The sequence below is a fragment of the Streptomyces sp. DSM 116793 genome (assembly GCF_057320905.1).
In genome coordinates, this window is record NZ_CM170494.1 from 4,532,758 (window position 1) to 4,553,218 (window position 20,461).

Genomic DNA, 20,461 nt, shown 5'->3' on the forward strand with positions numbered 1-20,461 from the left:
ATGCGGGAAGCCCGGATGCGAGAAGTCCGAAAGGATTGAGTTACGGCAATGGCCGACGAGAACACCCCCACCCCACCCGAGGGCCCCACGGGACCCGAGGTCCCCGAAGGCCTCGTGGGCATCGAGGACCCCGCGGAGCTGGCCATGCGCGTCGAGCCCGTCGGGCTCGAGACGGAGATGCAGCGCTCGTACCTCGACTACGCGATGTCCGTCATCGTCTCGCGGGCCCTGCCGGACGTACGGGACGGCCTGAAGCCCGTGCACCGCCGGGTGCTGTACGCCATGTACGACGGCGGCTACCGCCCCGAGAAGGGCTTCTACAAGTGCGCCCGCGTCGTCGGTGACGTGATGGGCAACTACCACCCGCACGGCGACTCCTCGATCTACGACGCGCTCGTCCGCCTCGCCCAGCCGTGGTCGATGCGGATGCCGCTGGTGGACTCCAACGGCAACTTCGGCTCCCCGGGCAACGACCCCGCCGCGGCCATGCGCTACACCGAGTGCAAGATGGCCCCGCTGTCCATGGAGATGGTCCGCGACATCGACGAGGACACCGTCGACTTCACGGACAACTACGACGGCCGCTCCCAGGAGCCCACGGTCCTGCCGGCCCGCTTCCCGAACCTGCTGATCAACGGCTCGGCGGGCATCGCGGTCGGCATGGCCACCAACATCCCCCCGCACAACCTCCGCGAGGTCGCCGACGGCGCCCAGTGGTACCTGACGCACCCCGAGGCCACCCACGAGGAGCTGCTCGACGCCCTGATCGAGCGCATCAAGGGGCCCGACTTCCCGACTGGCGCCCTGGTGGTGGGCCGCAAGGGCATCGAGGAGGCCTACCGCACGGGACGCGGCTCGATCACCATGCGGGCCGTGGTGGAGGTCGAGGAGATCCAGGGCCGCCAGTGCCTGGTCGTCACCGAGCTGCCCTACCAGGTCAACCCCGACAACCTCGCGCAGAAGATCGCCGACGGGGTCAAGGACGGCAAGATCGGCGGCATCGCCGACGTCCGCGACGAGACCAGCTCCCGCACCGGCCAGCGCCTGGTGATCGTCCTCAAGAGGGACGCGGTCGCCAAGGTCGTCCTGAACAACCTCTACAAGCACACCGACCTGCAGACCAACTTCGGCGCCAACATGCTGGCGCTGGTCGACGGCGTCCCGCGCACCCTCTCCCTGGACGCGTTCATCCGCCACTGGGTGACGCACCAGATCGAGGTCGTCGTCCGCCGTACGCGCTTCAGGCTGCGCAAGGCCGAGGAGCGTGCGCACATCCTGCGCGGCCTGCTGAAGGCCCTGGACGCCATCGACGAGGTCATCTCCCTGATCCGCGGCAGCGACACCGTCGAGACGGCCCGTGAGGGCCTGATGGGGCTGCTGGAGATCGACGAGATCCAGGCCAACGCCATCCTGGAGATGCAGCTCCGCCGGCTGGCCGCCCTGGAGCGCCAGAAGATCGTCCAGGAGCACGACGAACTCCAGGCGAAGATCGCCGAGTACAACGAGATCCTGGCCTCCCCGATCCGCCAGCGCGGCATCATCAGCGAGGAACTGGCCGCGATCGTCGAGAAGTACGGCGAGGACCGCCGCACCAAGCTGGTGCCCTTCGACGGTGACATGTCCATCGAGGACCTGATCGCCGAGGAGGACATCGTCGTCACGGTCACCCGCGGCGGCTACGTCAAGCGCACCAAGACCGACGACTACCGCGCCCAGAAGCGCGGCGGCAAGGGCGTGCGCGGCGCCAAGCTCAAGGAAGACGACATCGTCGACCACTTCTTCGTGTCGACCACCCACCACTGGCTGCTGTTCTTCACCAACAAGGGCCGCGTCTACCGCGCCAAGGCCTACGAGCTGCCCGACGCGGGCCGCGACGCCCGCGGCCAGCACGTCGCGAACCTGCTGGCCTTCCAGCCGGACGAGGCGATCGCCGAGATCCTGGCCATCCGCGACTACGAGGCCGCGCCCTACCTGGTGCTCGCCACCAAGGCGGGCCTAGTCAAGAAGACGCCCCTGAAGGACTACGACTCGCCCCGCTCCGGCGGTGTGATCGCCATCAACCTCCGGGAGACGGAGGCCGGTTCCGACGACGAGCTGATCGGCGCCGAGCTGGTCTCCGCCGCGGACGACCTGCTGCTCATCAGCAAGAAGGCGCAGTCCATCAGGTTCACGGCCACCGACGAGGCCCTGCGCCCGATGGGCCGCGCCACCTCCGGCGTCAAGGGCATGAGTTTCCGCGAGGGCGACGAGCTCCTCTCGATGAATGTGGTCCGGCCCGGTACGTTCGTGTTCACCGCAACCGACGGCGGGTACGCGAAGCGGACCGTCGTGGACGAGTACCGCGTCCAGGGACGCGGCGGTCTCGGCATCAAGGCAGCCAAGATCGTCGAGGATCGCGGCTCGCTCGTCGGGGCGCTCGTGGTGGAGGAGAGCGACGAGATCCTCGCCATCACGCTCGGCGGCGGCGTGATCCGTACGCGGGTCAACGAGATCAGGGAGACGGGCCGTGACACCATGGGCGTCCAACTGATCAACCTGGGCAAGCGCGACGCGGTGGTCGGCATCGCACGCAACGCCGAGGCGGGCCGCGAGGCCGAGGAAGTAGAGGAAGCTGCGGAAGCCGCGGAAGCGGCGGAGGGGGTGGACGCCGTGGAAGCGGCGGACGCCGCCCGGGCCCCGGAGCCTGCGGAGAGCGCAGGGGACGCGGCCGACGGCGCCGGCGGCGCACCGGCTGAGGACCGGGAAGCCGACGGCACGGACGACGACACCCGGCCCCCGGCCGAGTAAGGCGAGGAGAGAGTCATCGTGAGCGGAGCCACGGGCCCCGGAGCAGGCGGAACCGGAGCAGACGGCGTCCGTGGCGCCGCCGATGCGCAGCAGCCCCACGGAGGCCATGCGAAGCGGCCTCACGGACCCCAGGGGGGAACTGTGACCGACACCCGCGGGTCTCAGGCGGGACCGTCTCAGGCGGGAGCCTACGAGGGATCGGGAGCCTACGAGGGATACGGCGCGCCGCAGGAGTACGGCGCGGGGACGTCCGGCGGCGCGGGGGTCCCCGCGGCGGCGACGCCCCTGCCCGGTGAGCGCCAGCCCTCGCCGCCACAGGGCCCGTACCACCCGCCGCAGGCGTACCAGACGCCCTCCGGCGCGGTGCGCCGGCCGCGGACCGGCGCCCGCACCACACCGCGGACCCGCAAGGCGCGCCTGCGGGTGGCCCGGGTCGATCCGTGGTCGGTGATGAAGGTCAGCTTCCTGCTCTCCATCGCCCTCGGCATCTGCACGGTCGTCGCTGCCGCGGTGCTGTGGATGGTGATGGACGCGATGGGTGTCTTCTCCACCGTGGGCGGCACCATCTCGGAGGCCACCGGGTCCAACGACTCAGGCGGCTTCGACCTCCAGTCGTTCCTGTCGCTGCCGCACGTCCTGGTCTTCACCGGGGTCATCGCGGTCATCGACGTCGTCCTGGCCACCGCCCTCGCCACCCTCGGCGCGTTCATCTACAACCTCTCCGCGGGGTTCGTGGGCGGGGTCGAGCTGACGCTGGCGGAGGACGAGTAGTCGGCTGGGGTTCCCCTGGCCGGGGTGCCCCCGGTGGGGCGGGCAAGCCCTTGGGGCAGGGGTGGTTCCCCGGGCCCGTGGGGGCTTGTCGCGCAGTTGCCCGCGCCCCTTCGGGGGCGTCCCCCACTCGTCGGCGTCCGTGGTGTCCTGGTGGTTCGCGGGCCGGGGATATCGATTTTGGGACTGACCCTGTCGTGCGCTAATCTTCAGTGGTCAGCGCGCATTGCGCGTGGGTCCGGTCACCGGGCCGCATGATGCGGGGCTATAGCTCAGACGGTTAGAGCGCTTCCCTGATAAGGAAGAGGCCACAGGTTCAAGTCCTGTTAGCCCCATTGCGAGAGGCGGGATGGTCTGCGGAAAGCGGACCCTCCCGCCTCTGGTGTTTTCCGATCACTCCGTTTCGTCTTGTCCCCGGACACCGGAAGGCCCGGTAACTCTGGTGAGTTACCGGGCCTTTGTGTACTCCGGTGGAGGTGGGGGGCCTGGGCTCAGATCCTGCGGCCGGTGAGCGCCCCCAGAAGAGCCTGGGCGAGCGACCTGTCCTGGGGGCGGAGCTGGGGACCGAGGCCCTGGTTGGGGGCGGCCTGTGCCTGGCCCGGGGCGGGCTGCGCCTGGTCGGAGGCGGGGTTTTCCCGGTTGGTGTCGGGCTGGGCCTGGTCGGAGGCGGGGTTTTCCCGGTTGGTGTCGGGCTGGGCCTGGTCGGAGGCGGGCTGCTCCCGGTGGGTGTCCGGCTGTCCCTGGTTGGTGTCGGGCTGGGCCTGGTCGGAGGCGGGCTGCTCCCGGTGGGTGTCCGGCTGTCCCTGGTCGCGGGCTGGCTGCTCCCGGTTGCTGTCCCGGTGCGTCTGGTTGCGAGCGGGCCGGTCCCGGTCGGCGCGGGGGTGTTCCTGGTCGGTGTCCGGCTGTGCCTGGTCGGATGCGGGCTCTGCCTGCCCGGGGCCGGGCTGTCCCTGGTCGGTGTCCGGCTGTTCCTCGTCGGCGGCGGGCTCTGCCTGGCCCGACTCCGGCTGTCCCTGGCCCGACTCCGGCTGTCCCTGGTCGGCGTTCGGCTGTCCTTGGTCGGTTTCCGGCCGTGCCTGGTCGGTGCCGTCAGTGGGGCGGGCGTCCTGGCGGCCCTCGGCCTCGGTGGGCTGTGCGCCCTCGGTGGGCTGTGCGCCCTGGGTGTCCTCGGCGGGGCGGTCGGGCTGGGCGGCCTCGGGGCCGTCGGCCGTGGTGGGGGCGCCGGCCTCGGCGGGCCGGCCTTCCGGGGTGCCGCCGCTCTGCGCGGGCTGCGCGTCCGTGGGCTGGGAGCCCTCGCCGGGCTGTGCGGTGTCCGTCTCCGCCGGGGCGGCGGCCTCCGAGGGGCCGGTCTGCTGCTGGTCGGGTGCGGCCTGTTGCTGCGCGGGGTCCGCCTGTTGCTGCGCCGGGTCGGCCTGTTGCTGCGCGGCGTCGGCCTGGCCCTGGGCGGGGTCGGCCGGGGCCGCGGGCGAGCCGGCGTCGGGGGACGTCGTGTTGGGGGCGCTGTTGTCCGGGGCGGGGTTGCCGGAGGTGGACGAGCCGGAGGGAGCCGTGGGGGCGGGCGAGCACGCGTCGTCGTCGAACGCCTCCGCGGACGGCCAGGCGATGTCCCCGGACGGGAGGACCGCGCCGTGCCGGCAACTCGGCGAGGAGCCGTGCGCCTCGGCCATGATCCGCTGCTTGATCGTGGGGGGCAGCGAGCGCAGGAACACCGCGGAGAACTGCTCCGGCACCGGCTGGGGAGCCGTCTGGTCGGGGGCGCTGTTGCGCATCTCCCCACTCTGGGGTACTGCGGCAGCGGTCGGTGCCGTGGAGGCGAGTCCAAGGGCGGTGAGCAGTGCGACAAAAGCGGCCAGGATGACGGACCACAGCTTCGCGGCCTTGTTTCCGGTCATGGCCCCTCACTTTCGGGTCAGGCGATTTGCGTACTTTCCTCATGATGTGTATACGGGTCGTCCTGCGCGGGACCGACGCTCGGCTCCTGGTGATTGCGAGGGGAACACCACCTGAATAGCGGCGTACCGCGGAAAAATCAGAAATGGGCCGTGTGGCGCAGGTGGGCTTCTGCACCGGTCGGCCCGGCGGTCGTCCGGGGCTGGTCCCGGGTTTGCCCCGGGATCCGCCCGGGTGTGCCAGGGGTGCGGCAGGCGTGGGCGGGTGGGTGCCGGCGGGCGCCGTGAGGCAGGTGGGGAGCGGTTCCACGGGGCAGCGGAGCCCCGGGATGCAGGTCACCGATCGGTATCGGTCGGTGTGTATAGTCGGGCGGCAGAAGTCCCCTACGTCAAGGAAAGACGAGGTCGCGCGGTGAAGAAGCTTCTCCTGGTCGCACTGGCCGCCATCGGCGGGCTCCTCGTGTACCGCCAGATCCAGGCGGATCGCGCCGAGCAGGATCTGTGGACGGAGGCGACCGACTCCGTGCCCACGGGTTCGTGAGTACTCCCCGAGATTTTTCGCCAGGGCCCCGGCCGCGGATGCGGCCGGGGCCCTGTGCTGTGTGAACCGGCTGCGATCCCGATCACGTGACGCCGGCACGGAGAAGCAAACTCGTGGCCATTGAATTCACGCCAGCAAATGATCGTCCGTCGAGTTGGACATGGCGTCCCAGTGGTGGCGCATAACCGACGTTTATTTCGGGTCGATGGTGCTTATGGAGCACGGCGCGAAGCTGCGGCAGGGGTGCATCGGCCCGCGCACAAGCCGGACCTTACGGGTGATTGAGTCGCCGGTGCGGACAGTGGACACCTGGGCGAGGCAGGATGTCACCGCTGCGGTTGCCGCGCGCACGCGCTCGGCTGCACAGGGTGCAGCGGGCGGGCGGCGGGCGGGCGGCCGCAGCGGTCGGCGCGGAGGCACGCTCTGGGAGGTGCGTGACCGGAGGGGTGCTTCAGGAGGGGGCTTCCCGAGAGGTGCTTCCCGAGGGTTCGATTCGGGTCGCTTCCGGAGGGGCGCTTCCGGTGACCACCGGGCGGAGTCTCCCGGGGCGGCGACCAGGCGGAGTCTCCGGGCCGGCGACCGGGCGGAGCCAGTGGGTCGACGACCGGGGACAGAGACGACCAGGGGACGGAGGGGTGGCGCACGATGTGGCGCGTGATGAGGCGTCCGGTGACGATCCGGCGGCACGGTGACCGGGCCGCGTCGCGCACCCCCGTGCCATCGGCCGGCCGGTCCGCTGCCGTCCGGTCCGCTGCCGACTGCTCCGCTGTCGAGTGGTCCGCTGTCGAGTGGTCCGGTGCCGAGTGGTCCGCCGTCGAGTGGTCCGGTGCTGAGTGGTCCGGTGCCGTCTGGTCCGGTGCCGAGCGGTCCGGTGCCGAGCGGTCCGCTCCCGGCGCTCCCGGCCTGTTCGCCGTGCCGCGCACGGGCGTGGCCGCCGCCGGCCGGGAGGCGTACCGGAGCGCCCGGGGAGGCGTGCCGGCCGGCCGTGGCGCGATATGCGTGGCGGCCGCGCGCAGCGCGCTCTGTGCGACGGTCGCCCTCTGCGCGCTCGCCGCGCTGCCGGGGACCGCGCTGGCGGACCAGCCGGACCAGCCGGAGCAGGGCACGTCCGACCCCTACGCCTACGACCCCCGCGCGCGCACCGTGCAGGGCGCGGCGAGCGAGGGCGCCGCCCAGGAGATCGGGCTTGGCACCACCTACAGGAGCACGATCGGCCCGTCGGGCGGCTCCCAGGGAAAGCTCTACTACCGGCTGGAACTCGGCACCAAGGACAACGTCTACGCGTCCGTGACGGCCGTCCCCCGGCTGGGCACCAAGGCGGATTACGCCGACGGCCTCAAGGTGCACATCCAGGACGCCGAGGGCTACGAATGCTCCGACGACACCGCGCAGTTCGGCTCGACGGAGAGCCCCTGGCCGGTGGCGGCCACGGCCACCCGCATCATCGACCCCACCGATCCCTCCTGCGCGCACGCCGGCACGTACTACCTGGTCGTCGAGCGGGAGAGTGCCGCCGGCTCGCCGTCGGACGACTGGGGCCTGGAGCTGAGCACCGCCACGGAACCCGCCGCCCTGAGGACGCCGGGACCGACCACCCCTCCCGAGAACCCGGACTCCGCCTCCCCGCCCCCGCCCGCCGGCGGCCACGGCGAGCGGCGGCACGGCGGCACCAGCTTCAGCACCGCGTCCCGCATCGGCGCGGGCGTCTGGCGGGACTCCGTGCGGCCCGGTCAGACGGCCTTCTACCGGGTGCCCGTGGGCTGGGGCCAGCGGCTCTCCGCCACGGCCGAACTGAGCGGCCCGGACGGCGCCCCGGGCGGCGGCGCCTCGGACGGGACTTCGGACGGCGCCTCGGGCGGCGCGACGGGTGAGGGGTCCGCGGGCGGTGCCACGGGGGGTGGATCCGTGGGGTCTGCGCTGGTCATGCGCCTCTACAACCCGGTGCGCGGCCAGGTCGACACCGAGGGCGCCACGTACGACGGCCGGCAGGCGTCGGCCGCCTTCCCGCCGCTGGCCCCCGTCTCGTACCGGAACCGCTACTCCAGTGTGCCCCAGGTCGAGGGGATGCCCTTCGCGGGGTGGTACTACCTGGCGGTGAATCTGAATCCGCAGCTCGCCGAGGAGTTCGGCGACGGCGGGTACGGGGTGACACTGCGGGTGACGGTCAGCGGCAGCGTCCAGGAGGGCCCCGGCTACGTGGGGGCGCCGCAGCCCGCGGGGCTGTTCGACGTCCCGTCCGGCGGGGCGGCCGGGGGCGGGACCACCACGTCCGGCGTCTCCGGCGACGGCTCCCTGCGCCCGCTCGGCGTCACCGCCCTCGGCGTGGGCACCGCGATCCTGCTGGTCCTCGCCGCGTGGACGGTGCTGGCCAGGCGCCGGTACGCGGCGGCGGGCGGCGCGTCGGCATCCCGTACTGAGCCCGCGGCCGCGTCCGCCGGGGGCCCGGCGTCCACGGGGGACGGCGACCGCGCCGCCCGCGGTACCGCCGCCGTCGACGTGCCGGATCCCCTCTCCGATCAGGGGTACGGCCACGTTCCCGGCCCCGGCGACATCGGTGGGTACGGGAGCGGGTACGAGTCTTCGTCCTCGGACCACGGCGGCCATGGCGGCTATGGCGGCCACGGCGGCCATGGCGGTGCGGAGGGTGCGGAGTACGGCGCGGCCCACGGCGGCGGGGACCGCGGTGAGTACGACGGCGGGGGCCACGGCGGCGACCGCGGCGCGGAGTACGGTCGCGCCGGGTACGGCCGGGCGGAACACGGTCGGCCCGAGTACGGCGCCGGTACCGGTACCGATTCCGGCTGGGGTGCGGGCACGGGCGCGCAGCACGGCGGTACGGCCGGTGGGGGCGGCACGGGCGGTCACGGTACGCCGCAGGGGCGGACGGGGCCGTACGGGCCGCCGGGGGCCTGGTAGGCGCCGCAAGGCGGGGCGGGCCGGCTTCGGTGTCCATGTTCCCTCGGGATCCGCTCGGGGCCTGCTCGCGACCGGGGACACGGCCACGCGCGGTCGGGCCACGCGCGGTCGGGTCGGGTGTGGTCGGGTCGGGTGCGGGCCGGAGCGGTCAGCCCTGGATGACCGCCCACAGGCCGAAGGCGATGCAGGCCAGCGCCACGAGGAGCATCGGGACCGCGACCTTCGGGGAGGGCCCCGGCCGCCGCTGCCGTGCCCGGCGCCGGGACGGCCGGGGGCCGCGTGGGACGGGGTCCACCGCTGCCGCCGGGTGCGCCGCGTCGGCGTCCCGTCCGCCCGGATGCGTGAGCACGCCGGGAGCGGGTTCGTACGGCACCGGTTCGTAGGGAGACCCGTTCTGCGGCGGGAGGGGAACATGCGGCTGCTGACCGGTGTAAGGACGAGTGGGGGAGGTCTCGCGCTGCGCCGGGGTGGTGGGGGTCTGGGAGGGGTCGGGCGACAGCGGGCCGACCGGCGAAGGCGCACCCAGCGCGCTCTGGTGCGGGCCGCCACGGGCGGCCGGGTGGGCGGATGGCCCGGGGTACGGCTGGACAGCCGGCCCGGGGGACTGCTGGGCGTGCGCCGCCTGGTGACCGGCGGGGCCGAGGTGGCCCTCGGGGTCTCCGTGGCCCTCGAAGCCCCCGTGGGCGTGCGAGGGTGCCGGCGGGAGCGGGGCTGACGGGTGTCGTGCGGGCGCGGCGGGGTGCCCCGGCGCCGCCTCCCGAGCGGAGGCCGCTCGGTGCCCGGGCGGCTGGGGTGCCTGCGGTGTCGGGGGTGTCTGCGGCGCCTGTGGAGGGCGTGTCCGCGGTGCCCGCGGCGAGTGAGGGCCGACGGGGCCCGACTCCTGGCCCGGGGGCGGTGCGTGTCCGGCACCCTGCGCGGACGCCGCGGACGCCGCGGACGCCGCGGACGCCGCGGGCCCCAGGGACGGGGCGGGCGCTCCGAGCGGGCCATGCCCGGTGAATGAACCCTCACCTGTGAACGGGCCACCTGGGGGTGTGACGGGGCCCGTGGGCGGAGCCGGTTGAGGCGCGCCGTGCTCGGCGGCCGGTTGAGGCCCGCCGTGCTCGGCCGGGGCGTGGGGCGCATCGTGCGACAGCGGCATCCCCGGCCGCGCACTCTCCCGCACTCCGCCCTGCCCCGGCACCGCCTCCGGTGCGGCTTCCTGCCCCGGTCCGGCGGGAGCGGCCGGAGCCACTCCGTGCGGCGGTCCCGGATGCGGCTCCGCGGAGGGCGGCGTCTGGGACCCGCTTCCCGGCCCCGTCTGGTGGCCACCGGGCCCCGTCTGGTGGCCACCGTCCCGGGGACCCCGTTGCCGTGACGGTTCTCCGGCCCCCAAGCCACCGCCCGCGGCCTGACCGCCGCCCGTGGCCCCGGTGAACGAGCCGGCGTCCCGTGCCCCGTCCGAGGCGGAGACGGCGCCCGTCCGCGCACCCGGGGGAGAGGCCGCGTCCGTTCCCGTACCCGGCGCGGAGGGGGCGGCCGCCGTCCCACCGGCAGCCGCACCGGAGAAGGAGCCCTGGTCCGCTGACGCCCCGGCCTCGCTCCCGGCTCCCGCGCCTGCGCCTGTCCCGGCCGCTGCACCTGCCCTCGCCCTCGCCCCCGCGCCCGTCCCCGTCGCCGGAGGAGGCGGCAGGTGGAAACTCCCCGTCTCGGACATGGCCGGCCCCGCCGCCGGAGCCTCCTCGCCGGACGACTGGGCCACGTGCGGCGGCTGCGGCGGCCGGTCCCCGGAAGCCGGCTGCACGGCAGGGGCCGGCTGGAGGCCGGGAGACGGCTCGACCGCGGGGGCGGGCTGGACGCCGGGAGACTGTGCAGGCCGTGCGTGGGCCGCGGACGGTTGTCCGGCGTCCGGCCCCGCGCCGGGCGCCTGCGCCCCCGCGCCCGGCGCCCCCGGCAGCCCGGCCCCGTACGCGCCCGGGACGCCCGCATCCTGCGCGCCCGGGACCCCCGCACCGTGCGCCGGCAGGGCCCCCGCACCGTTCGCTGCCGAGCCCCCCGCACCGTCCGCACCGTCCGCACCAGGACCACCCACACCGTCCACCCCAGCACTCCCGGCCCCGCCAGCCCCGCCGACCCCGCCGACCCCGCCGACCCCGTCGGCTCCTGCGGCAGCCTCAGTCGCGACCTGGGCCCCCGCCCCGGGGATCCGCGGCGCCCCCCGCAGCGGCCCGTCCGGTCCGAAGTCCGCGGGCAGCGGACCGATCTGGTCGAAGACCTCGACGAGTTCGTCGTCGGGGCCCGGCTCGGGCAGCATCTCGGCCGCGTGCGCGAGTGCCTTGCGCGCCCCCGTAGCGGTGCGGAAGCGGGCGTCCGGGTCGGGCTGCAACAGCGTGGCGATGACCTGCCACAGCGGCTCGGGGATGTCCTGCGGCGCGGACGGCGTGCCGTGCGCACGGAAGCGGTCCACCAGCGCCTTCGCGTCCGGCTTGGCACCCTGGAGGAGATAGAGCGCGACCAGGCCGACGGCGAAGAGGTCGGCCGGGAAGTCCGGCTCCGAGCCGACGATCTGCTCCGGCGCGAAGTAGCCGGGCGTGCCCACGACGAAGTTGGTGTCCGTCAGCCGCGGCTCGCCCTTGCGCATGGAGATGCCGAAGTCGGAGAGCCGCAGATGGGGCCGGCCGGTCCCGGTGGCCTCCAGGAGCACGTTCGCGGGCTTGATGTCGCGGTGCACGACCCCCTCCGCGTGCACTGCGGCGAGCCCCGAGAGGAGCTGGTCCAGCAGGACGCAGACGAAGGCGGGCGGCAGCGGCCCGTAGTCCCCGATCAGGTGGGCGAGCGAGCCGCCGGCGACCAGGTCCATCGTGAAGAGCACCTTGTCGTCGTCCGCGGCCCAGCTCGCCGGGGCGAGCACATGGGGGTGGTCGATCCGCAGCGCCTGCTCCCGGACGAACCGCAGCAGGGTGTACGCGTCGCTCTGCTGGAGCACCTTGGCGGCCACGTACCGCCGCCGCCGGTGGTCCCAGGCGCGCCAGACGGCGCCGACTCCCCCGCGCCCGATCGGGTCGACCAGTTCGTACCGGCCGGCGAAGACCTCACCCATCGTGCGTCGCTCTCCTTCAGCGCGGTGGCGGTGCTCCCCGCCGCCTCAGCTCTGGTGCGCCTGGTAGTGCGCCACCGCGTCCGCCGTGCGCCCCGCCCCGTACACCCGCAGGAACTCTGCCAGCTCCGGGTGGGTGTCGGCGAGTGTGTCCGCGGCGTCGATGATGTCGCCGGCCGCGGCGACCGACCTGAGCAGCGACTGGATCTCCCGCACCACGCGCTTGACGGTCGGCGCCCCCGAACTGCTCGTCGTCTGCGCGGTGTTGCTGAGCACGGAACCCCCCTGCGACTTCTTGATCTCGTCCATCCGGTCGGTGGCCTCGGCGGCGCTCACGCTGCCGTTCGCGACCTGCCCCGACAGCTCCTGGAGCAGCTGCACACGCTGGACGACCGCGGGATTGCCGATCTTGGCGCGCTGGCCGCTCATCAGCTGGGACAGCATGGGAGCCGAGAGCCCGAGTACCCCGGCGAGCCGTGCCTGGTTGAGGCCGAGATCGTCGATGAGCCTGCGGAAGAGCGCCCCCAACGGCTCCCCGTACCAGTTCCTCTGCAGTTCGCGGGCTCTGGCTGTTGCTTCCTGCTGTGCGGCATCCATTGCGTCTCCCCATCGCTTCCCCATGAACCGCGGTTCGCTCCAGCGAACCCGTGAGGGGCATCCTACGGAGCGTGGTCGCATGCGGGGACCCCAATCCTTTTGCGGAATACCGGGGAAGACCCGGTACTCTTGTCGCGGCGCCCGCCCGGATCAGGATTGCTCCACGGCCCGGCCGGACGCTTCCCGCGAGGGGCCTTAGCTCAGTTGGTAGAGCGCTGTCTTTGCATGGCAGATGTCAGGGGTTCGACTCCCCTAGGCTCCACGTCCCCAGTGCCCCTCCGGCCCGCGCGAACGCGGGCTGAAGGGGCCTTTCCGTGCGCCCCCGCCCACGTCCCCTTACCCGTCCACGTCGCTGTACACGTCGTGCACGTCGACGTCCCTTTACACGTCCACGTCCCCGTACACGTACAGGGGCGCACACGCGTTCACGCACACGGTCCGTGCCCGGACGCGCACACGCGCCGGCCCGGGTCGGCGCGGGGTCGGCGGGGGAATCGGCACGGCGTCGGCGCGGGGGCCGGCGCGGGGTCGGCGGAGGCCCCGGTCCGCCCGCGTCGCGGCCAACGGCGTGTGAACCGATCGAGGCGGATCGGTGACCCCGCTCTGAAGAGTTCCTGTTCGTATGTCTCTTTTCGGCCCTCTTGTGGTGGCCCCGGTCGGGTGCGGTGCGGGAGGTGCCGCGAGGGGTCCCGGGTGCGTTGGGGCGCGAGGCGGCGCATGGGGGAGGAGACACGGTACGGATGAGGGGGTGAACAGCTGTTCCTGCGGGGGACGGGGTGACGCATGTGCCGGTCAACGCGCCTGTCTGGCGCCCGCCCCGGCCGCGATTCGGTAGCTCAGATCCGGCCGCGTGTTCCGTAAAGGCTATGGCGCGTTTCCTTTATGACCGGAGTTCAGTTGTCACGAGGAGCGTGGGAACACGGGATCGGGCGGCTGGAAAGGGACGCCCCAAAGGCTGACTCATCGGCGCGAAGGGCATGCACCTGACATGCCTGCGAAACATTCGCCGGCACATCTCGTGGCCCAGGTGACGGATGAGGCAGGGGAGTCCCGCATGATCAATCGAAGGGCCTTTGTGCTGGCCGGCGCGGCAGGACTGGCGGCCTCCGCCACCTGGACGAGTTCGGCCGCCGCGGCCGCCGCGGACGCCGCGATCCGTGCCCGGGCGGCGGGCACTCGCGCCGCGGCGGCGGGCGCCCGCCCCTCCGCGGCCGGTGCCCGCGCCGGAACGGCGGGCGCTCGTGCCGCCGCCTTCGGCGACCGGTTCGATCTCACCGCCCCCGCCGTTCAGTTCATCCGCGAGAAGACGCTGTTCAACTCCACGATCCTGCAGTCGTTCGCCTTCGACGACGTCAACGGCTGTATTTTTGCGGTGCAGTTGATGGAGGGCGGCATACAGCTCCCCGGGGAGCCGGGGCCCGTCTCGGGCAGCGACCGCAGCGCGCGCGGCGACATGTGCCTCACCAAGCTGAGTCTCGCCGGCGACCAGCTCGGCCATATGTACCTCCGCGGTTTCGGCCATGGCGCATCGATCGGGGTGGAGCCCGCCGGCCGTACCTCGTACATCTGGACGGAGGCGGAAGCGAATCCGGACAGCGGATACGGCACGGCCGTGGCGAGATTCGCCTACGCGGACGGGGGCGTCGTGGACAGCGACTCCAGTGCCGTCCACAAGCTCCACGTGGTGCGCGGCTCGACCAGTAACCGGCCGGCGCTCGACATGCGCAGCCGCAGGCTGCTGGTGCAGTACATGCTCGACGACGGCAGCTACCGCTACCGCGTGCTCGATCTGGACCGCGCCAAGTGGGGCGACGTCCGCCCGCTCTTCGACATCCCCCGCGTCGGCATCGACGCCACCGAGACCCCCCAGGGCGTGGCCATCCTGGGCGACTACGTCTACCAGATGACCGGCACCCACTACACGGACGAATCCGGCGACAACCCGCCCTCGGGGCACGGCAACACCTACCTCACCAGGGTTCACCTGCCCACCAGCCGGGTGGAACAGCGGGCCCGCACCGAGGCGGCGTACTCCCTGGACTACCGCGAGCCCGAGGGCCTCGCCGTCCAGCTCGGCTCCGCGCCCCGCCTCCACCTGGGCTTCGCCTCCGGCGTGGCGGGGGCCCGCACGTACACGGTGTGCTACAAGCCGCAGTCCTGAGGGCGGACGCCCGGGCCCGTTCCCGAAGGGCGGCGCCCGGGCCTGCTCCTGAACGAGGGCGCCCGGGCCCGCCCCGCGGGTCACGGCGGATGGACGGTGCGGCGGGTCACGGCGGACGGACGGTGCGGAGGGTCACGGCGCGGCTCGGCCGCGGAGCTGCACGTGCCGCGCGCCCCCTACCGCACCCGCCCAACCCCCGCGTACATCCCGCTCGGGGCCAGGTCCGTCCGCGCCCCCTCGGGGTGCCACTGGACGGCGGCCACCAGACCGGGGCCGATCAGCTCCAGGCCGTCGAAGAAGCGCAGGACCTCGGGACGGGTGCGGGCCTTGGCCGTGATGTGCGTGGTGTAGGGGGTCAGGCGCCGCTGCTCCCGCCGGACTCTCCCGGCCTGGCCGGGGACGAAGTCGAACGTGCCGTGGGACAGGACGAGGCAGCTGCCGGCGGGCAGGGCGCCGAGGAGGGTACGGGTGATGTCCCAGGGGTCGTCCTCGTCCGGGACGAAGTGCATCAGGGCGACCAGGGAGAGGCAGACGGGCCTGCTCAGGTCCAGGAACCGGCGGGCGTGGCCGAGGATCGCGGCGGGCTCACGGACATCGGCCTCCAGGTAGTCGGTCGCGCCCTCGGGGGAGCTCACCAGCAGGGCCTCGGCGTGGCGCAGCACGATCGGGTCGTTGTCCACGTAGAGGACCCGGGCGGCCCGGCGGATCTCCTGGACGACCTGGTGGAGGTTGGGCTCGGTGGGGATCCCCGTGCCGATGTCCAGGAACTGCGTCACGCCCGCGTCCGCGGCCCAGGCGACGGCGCGCCGCATGAACGCCCGGTTCTCCCGTGCGGCATCCCTCGCCTCCGCGGGCAACTGCGCGGCCACCTCCTCGTCCACGAGGTAGTGGTCCTTGCCGCCCAGCAGGCAGTCGTAGACGCGTGCGGGGTGCGGCCTGCCGGTGTCGATCGCGGCGCGGCCGTGCTCGTGGTCTGCCACTGCCCCCCAGCTCCGTTCGCGAGTCAGAGCACTGCATGTGCCGGCCATTATGGTCGGCGCCCCCTCCCGCGTCCCGGGGCGAATGCCCCACCGCCGGACGTCGACGCCTCCCCGACCCCGCCGCGCCCGCCCCGGCAACCCCGGCTACGTTCAGGCACCTTCGGGCTGCGGGCCGGCGGTGGACCACCGGCTCAGCTCGCCGCGCCCCTTTGTTGTTCGCGCAGTTCCCCGCGCCGCTTTGTGGGGGCGGGTGCCGTCCCGTTTCGGGGAGACTGGGGGCACCGCAGCGTCCTCTTCGATGGGCACCTCGGCGGGCGCGGGCGCCGCCATAAAAAGCCCGTCCGGCGCTTGAGGACGAGCCCGAAGGGCGATGAATGAGCCTGTCCGGCGTTTGAGGACGAGCCCGGAGGGCGAAAAATCCGCACCACACGACGACCCACGACCCACGACCCACGACCAACCACCACGACCCACGACCCACGACCCACGACCCACGACCCACGACCCACGACCCACGACCAACCACCACGACCCACGACCCACGACCAACGACCAACGACCGATGATCAGTGATCGACGACCGCCGCCCGACGCCCGGACCGACGACAGAAGGAAGCCCCCGGCGTCCCGGGGGCTTCCGGTGTGAGGGGCGCGACAGCGCCAAGCCGCGCGACAGCGCCAAGCCGCGCCAGCGCGCCGAAATCCAGCAAAGCGCAACAAAGGGGATACCGGAACACCGGGAGAGTCGGGTCGGGGTCACCCCACGCCGAGGGGCGCGGGTGCGCCGGGCGCCCTGCAATCACTTCCTCCGGCGCCGCTCCCGAGCAACCCCCTCAGCCGACTCACCGCCCCCTTCCCCCTCACCCGGCCGGTCCGCCTCCCCGGACCGGCCCCCGCTGCCGTCGACAGCCGAGAGCCGGGAACTCTCCGGCGGCACCTCGGTGGCGGCGGGCGGCTCGACAAGCCAGTCCGGATTCGCCTGCTTGTCCCACCACTTCCACGCCGCGAAGGCACCGCCCGCCAGGGCGGCGACGAGCACGACCCCCTTGGCCACCCGGCCGGCCCGGCTCCGCCGCTCCCGGCGGCGGATGATCCTCTCGACGTCCTTCGCCGACACCTGCCCGCGCAGCGCCGCCAGCGCCGCGGCGCTGCGCGAGACCGCCTCGCTCCGCGCGGGCCCCGCGACGGCGACGGCCTGCTCGATGCGCGGCCGCGACACCGCGACGGCCTGCTCGATCCTGGGCATGGACACGGCGGCGGCCTGCCGCGCGGCCTTGCGGGTGCGGGCGGCGGCCTCGTCCACCGCTGGCGGCACGTACGAGCGCGCCTGCTTCCTGGCCAGCTCCAGCCGAGGCGCCAGGCGCGCGTCGTACTGGAGACGGGCCTGGTCCGCGGCGAGCGTGACCTTGGGCGCGATGCGCACCCGGGCCTCGCGGGCGTACTGGGCGGCCCGGTCCTTGGCCGTGTCGGCGTAGGGCGCCACCACTTCCGCGGCGTGCAGCACGCTGTCCTTCGCCGAGTCCGTCGCGGCGCGCACGCTGTCGATGCGGGTCACGGGAATCCTCCTCCTTGGTGGCGTACGGTATTGCACCTTTCCACCCCTTTACGGATCATGCCTGCCGGACTGTGCCCCGGCATGCGAGGACGGGCATCCGGGTCACGTCCGGCGCGGGATGTCTGCCCGGGTTCCCCAGGCACGGCCCGGGTAGGCGCCGAAGTGGCCCCGAAAGGGGCCCGGAAAGCCCCCGGAAAGGCCTTGCAGGATCGTGGACAGCACGCGGACAGCACGCGGACGGCACGTGGACAGCACACGGACGGCACGTGGACAGCACGCGGACGGCAGGACGGTGCCGCCCGGACGGACGCCCCGGCCGCACCCGCGCGCGGGCGTCGGCCGTGGTCGCAGCGCCCCGCCGGACGGGTCCATGCGAGGATCGTGGGGTCCCAGACGACAACGGAAGGCAGATCGTGGCTGAGCAGCTTTACGCCACCCTGAAGACCAACCACGGCGACATCGAGGTACGGCTGCTGCCGAACCACGCCCCGAAAACGGTCAAGAACTTCGTCGAGCTCGCCCAGGGCGAGCGGGAGTGGGTCCACCCGGAGACCGGCAAGAAGTCCACGGACCGGCTGTACGACGGCACGGTCTTCCACCGGGTGATCAGCGGCTTCATGATCCAGGGCGGGGACCCGCTGGGGAACGGCACCGGCGGCCCGGGCTACACCTTCGAGGACGAGTTCCACCCGGACCTCGCCTTCGACCGCCCCTACCTGCTGGCCATGGCCAACGCCGGTCCCGGCACGAACGGCTCGCAGTTCTTCATCACCGTCGCGCCGACCGCGTGGCTCACCCGCAAGCACACGATCTTCGGCGAGGTGACCGACGCGGCCAGCCAGAAGGTCGTCGACTCCATCGCCGGCACCCAGACCAACCCCCGCACCGACCGGCCGGTCAACGACGTCGTCATCGAGTCGGTCGTCGTGGAGACCCGCAGCAGCTGAGCAGGGCGTCCGGGGGAGGGGCCGGCGCCGCCGCGCCGCCCGCCGGGGCCACGTCGCCGGGGCGCCGCGCGCAGACACCACGCAGAGGCACCCGACGAGGCACCGACGAGGCACTGCCGGCGCACCGCCGGTGGCCGGCAGGGGCCCGGCAGGGGCCTGGTACGGGCCCGGTACGGCTCCGGTCGCGCTCGTGCGCCCGTTCGGGAACCAATACGCCCCGCCCGTCCGTAAGGAAGGGCGGGGCTGGGCGTACCGCCCGGGCCCTTGAGGCACTGGGGGAGGTTTCCCGCCGCCCCGGGCCTTCGTACGGAGAATGAGGGGATTCCCATGGGCCAGGCGGACCAGGCGCCGGACACTCCGCCGCCGGGCGACCGGCAGGGTGCGGACGGCGCGCAGGGCGCGGGGGGCGCCGGGGGCGCACCGGTCTGCTACCGCCACCCGGGCCGGGAGACGGGCGTGCGGTGCACCCGCTGTGACCGCCCGATCTGCCCGGAGTGCATGGTCAGCGCCTCGGTCGGCTTCCAGTGCCCGGACTGTGTCCGCAGCGGCTCCGGGACGGGCACCGGTGTCGGCGGCGGCCCGGCGGCCGGCCGGCCGCGCACGATCGCGGGCGGCGCGGTGACGGCCGACCCGCATCTGATCACCAAGATCCTGATCGGGATCAACATCGCCGTCTTCATCGCGATCTCGCTCAACGACACCCTGGTCGACAAGCTGGTGCTGATCGGCAGCTGGCCGCCGAGGAACCTCTTCCCGCCCGGCGTGCCCTACCACGCGACGCAGGGCCTCGCGGCCGGCCAGTGGTACCGCCTGTTCACGTCCATGTTCGCGCACCAGGAGATCTGGCACATCGGGTTCAACATGCTCAGCCTCTGGTGGCTGGGCGGCCCCTTGGAGGCGGCGCTCGGACGAGCCCGTTATCTCACGCTGTACCTGGTGGCCGGGTTGGCGGGCGGCGCACTCACGTATGTGCTGGCCTCCCCGACCCAGGCCTCGCTGGGCGCGTCCGGCGCGATCTACGGCCTCTTCGGCGCGACGGCCGTCCTGGTGCGCAGGCTCCGCTACGACATGCGCCCGGTCATCGCGCTGCTGGTGATCAACCTGATCTTCACCTTCAGCATCAGCGGTATCGCCTGGCAGGCCCACATCGGCGGCCTGGTCGCCGGGGTGCCGATGGCCTACGCGATGGTGCATGCCCCCCGCGCGAGGCGGGCGCTGGTGCAGTGGGGGACGTGCGCGGGGGTGCTGCTCGTCGAGGCGATCGTGCTCGCGGCGCGCACGGTGGCCCTCACCTGACGTGCGGGGTGCGGGGTGCGGGGTGCCGGCGTGAGGCGAGCGGCTGAGGCCCGGGCCATGGCCGCGCCGGCAGCGCTCACCGACGCGCGCGGTGCGTAGGGCGGCGCTCACCCGGCGTGGTCATCCCAGGGTGTGCGCCCGGCGCGTTGCCGGGCGCCCTCTGGCGGAAGTTGTCCACAGCGTGTGGCCGATCTTGTGCATACTGTGGGCAACGCCCGGCACCACCCCGCGCACCAGCTGCACGGATTGTTCGTCACCGCGCTGACCAGGGCTTTTTTCGAAGCTGGCGGAACCGTTCGACCGCCCCCGAGTCCGGTCTTGAAGTCATACCGGCGTCAACGTCCCGTGGGTTATCCACAGATCTTCAGAATATCCCCACGTGTGGACAGGCCTGTGGATAACTCGGCGGATCGTCCCTGGTGGGACGCGGTTCACCCGGCCGTCGCCCGGGGTTTCCGCGCCCCGGGACCGGTTCGGGTGTCTGGTGCGGCGGCGCGGGGCGCGGGGTCGTCACGTCCCGCCGGGCACCCGCCGGGCGCCCGCCGAGGCCGTCACTTCCACTGGGTGGAGACGCCGAAGCCCGCCGCGATGAAGCCGAAGCCGACAACGATGTTCCAGTTACCCAGCGCGCTGAGCGGCAGGTCCCCGTCCGTCACATAGAAGACGACGATCCAGGCGAGGCCGATCAGGAACATCCCCAGCATCACCGGCGCCACCCAGGCGCGGTTCGTCAGCTTGATCGCCGCCGTCTGCTTGGTCGGCGGCGGCGTGTAGTCAGCCTTCTTGCGGATGCGTGACTTCGGCACGAGAGACTCTCCTGTCGATGCGCTGCGTGGCCGCGCAGGGAAACGGGCGGGCTCCCGGGCAGCGTACAAGGGGAAGTACGAGGGGCACCGAGCGCTCCCCAGGGCGTCCGTTAGCGTAGTGCCTTCCAGGGGTACCTCCCAG

The 20,461-nt window shown here is 73.2% G+C and carries 12 protein-coding genes, 2 tRNA genes and 1 pseudogene; 9 read left to right on the forward strand and 6 right to left on the reverse strand.

The annotated features are described in order from the left end of the window. Positions 1-48 precede the first annotated feature (48 nt). The 3 genes from gyrA to ACSMXW_RS17565 all read left to right on the forward strand — a co-directional run bounded on the left by gyrA (position 49) and on the right by ACSMXW_RS17565 (position 3,890). Positions 49-2,787 (forward strand): DNA gyrase subunit A, encoded by a 2,739-nt coding sequence (gene gyrA / locus ACSMXW_RS17555; RefSeq protein WP_485807610.1) that lies wholly within the window; start codon positions 49-51, stop codon positions 2,785-2,787. Between the two features lie 18 nt (positions 2,788-2,805). Continuing rightward, complete coding sequence (locus ACSMXW_RS17560) at positions 2,806-3,558, forward strand: DUF3566 domain-containing protein (protein WP_485807611.1); 753 nt, start codon at positions 2,806-2,808, stop codon at positions 3,556-3,558. Between the two features lie 258 nt (positions 3,559-3,816). Beyond that, positions 3,817-3,890 (forward strand) — tRNA-Ile (locus tag ACSMXW_RS17565). 156 nt (positions 3,891-4,046) lie between these two features. Here the strand turns inward: ACSMXW_RS17565 and ACSMXW_RS17570 are convergent. Next, positions 4,047-5,447 carry a DUF6344 domain-containing protein gene (locus ACSMXW_RS17570; RefSeq protein WP_485807613.1) on the reverse strand — a complete coding sequence of 467 codons (1,401 nt, stop codon included), beginning with the start codon at positions 5,445-5,447 and terminating at the stop codon, positions 4,047-4,049. Between the two features lie 409 nt (positions 5,448-5,856). Here ACSMXW_RS17570 and ACSMXW_RS17575 point away from each other — a divergent pair, with 409 nt between their 5' ends. Together ACSMXW_RS17575 and ACSMXW_RS17580 are read left to right on the forward strand one after the other, a co-directional pair. Continuing rightward, the gene (locus tag ACSMXW_RS17575; protein ID WP_003999697.1) at positions 5,857-5,985 is read left to right on the forward strand and encodes a DLW-39 family protein; all 129 of its coding nucleotides are present in this window, start codon (positions 5,857-5,859) and stop codon (positions 5,983-5,985) included. Positions 5,986-6,639: 654 nt separating this feature from the next. Next, positions 6,640-8,901, forward strand: a complete 2,262-nt coding sequence (locus tag ACSMXW_RS17580) for a hypothetical protein (RefSeq protein ID WP_485807619.1) — start codon at positions 6,640-6,642, stop codon at positions 8,899-8,901. A 2,190-nt stretch (positions 8,902-11,091) separates the two neighbouring features. On the opposite strand, the pseudogene ACSMXW_RS17585 reads toward ACSMXW_RS17580, so the two are convergent. Both ACSMXW_RS17585 and ACSMXW_RS17590 read right to left on the reverse strand, forming a co-directional pair. Continuing rightward, a pseudogene (locus tag ACSMXW_RS17585) lies at positions 11,092-11,980 on the reverse strand (serine/threonine-protein kinase); the annotation flags it as partial. A 45-nt stretch (positions 11,981-12,025) separates the two neighbouring features. After that, complete coding sequence (locus ACSMXW_RS17590; protein ID WP_485807621.1) at positions 12,026-12,574, reverse strand: helix-turn-helix domain-containing protein; 549 nt, start codon at positions 12,572-12,574, stop codon at positions 12,026-12,028. A 189-nt stretch (positions 12,575-12,763) separates the two neighbouring features. Here ACSMXW_RS17590 and ACSMXW_RS17595 point away from each other — a divergent pair. Beyond that, positions 12,764-12,836: transfer RNA gene (locus tag ACSMXW_RS17595), tRNA-Ala, on the forward strand. A gap of 792 nt (positions 12,837-13,628) precedes the next feature. Then, positions 13,629-14,735, forward strand: coding sequence for a phage baseplate protein (locus ACSMXW_RS17600; protein WP_485807623.1), 1,107 nt, complete (start codon positions 13,629-13,631; stop codon positions 14,733-14,735). A gap of 176 nt (positions 14,736-14,911) precedes the next feature. Here the strand turns inward: ACSMXW_RS17600 and ACSMXW_RS17605 are convergent, their stop codons facing one another. Then, the gene (locus ACSMXW_RS17605; RefSeq protein WP_485807625.1) at positions 14,912-15,715 is read right to left on the reverse strand and encodes an SAM-dependent methyltransferase; all 804 of its coding nucleotides are present in this window, start codon (positions 15,713-15,715) and stop codon (positions 14,912-14,914) included. 799 nt (positions 15,716-16,514) lie between these two features. Beyond that, positions 16,515-17,270 (reverse strand): DUF5324 family protein, encoded by a 756-nt coding sequence (locus ACSMXW_RS17610; protein WP_485807627.1) that lies wholly within the window; start codon positions 17,268-17,270, stop codon positions 16,515-16,517. 413 nt (positions 17,271-17,683) lie between these two features. On the opposite strand from ACSMXW_RS17610, the gene ACSMXW_RS17615 reads away from it, so the two are divergent. Both ACSMXW_RS17615 and ACSMXW_RS17620 read left to right on the forward strand, forming a co-directional pair. Then, positions 17,684-18,217 (forward strand): peptidylprolyl isomerase, encoded by a 534-nt coding sequence (locus tag ACSMXW_RS17615; protein ID WP_485807629.1) that lies wholly within the window; start codon positions 17,684-17,686, stop codon positions 18,215-18,217. 327 nt (positions 18,218-18,544) lie between these two features. Next, positions 18,545-19,513: a rhomboid family intramembrane serine protease gene (locus ACSMXW_RS17620; RefSeq protein WP_485807630.1), complete on the forward strand. Its 969-nt coding sequence runs from the start codon at positions 18,545-18,547 to the stop codon at positions 19,511-19,513. Positions 19,514-20,064: 551 nt separating this feature from the next. Here ACSMXW_RS17620 and crgA read toward each other — a convergent pair. Further along, positions 20,065-20,319 carry a cell division protein CrgA gene (gene crgA / locus ACSMXW_RS17625; protein ID WP_485807631.1) on the reverse strand — a complete coding sequence of 85 codons (255 nt, stop codon included), beginning with the start codon at positions 20,317-20,319 and terminating at the stop codon, positions 20,065-20,067. Between the last annotated feature and the right edge of the window lie 142 nt (positions 20,320-20,461).

Coding starts and splice junctions, on each gene's coding strand:
- gyrA (WP_485807610.1), top strand. CDS start 49: ATGGCCGACGAGAACACCCCCACCCCACCCGAGGGCCCCACGGGACCC.
- ACSMXW_RS17570 (WP_485807613.1), bottom strand. CDS start 5,447: ATGACCGGAAACAAGGCCGCGAAGCTGTGGTCCGTCATCCTGGCCGCT.
- ACSMXW_RS17590 (WP_485807621.1), bottom strand. CDS start 12,574: ATGGATGCCGCACAGCAGGAAGCAACAGCCAGAGCCCGCGAACTGCAG.
- ACSMXW_RS17600 (WP_485807623.1), top strand. CDS start 13,629: ATGATCAATCGAAGGGCCTTTGTGCTGGCCGGCGCGGCAGGACTGGCG.
- ACSMXW_RS17620 (WP_485807630.1), top strand. CDS start 18,545: ATGGGCCAGGCGGACCAGGCGCCGGACACTCCGCCGCCGGGCGACCGG.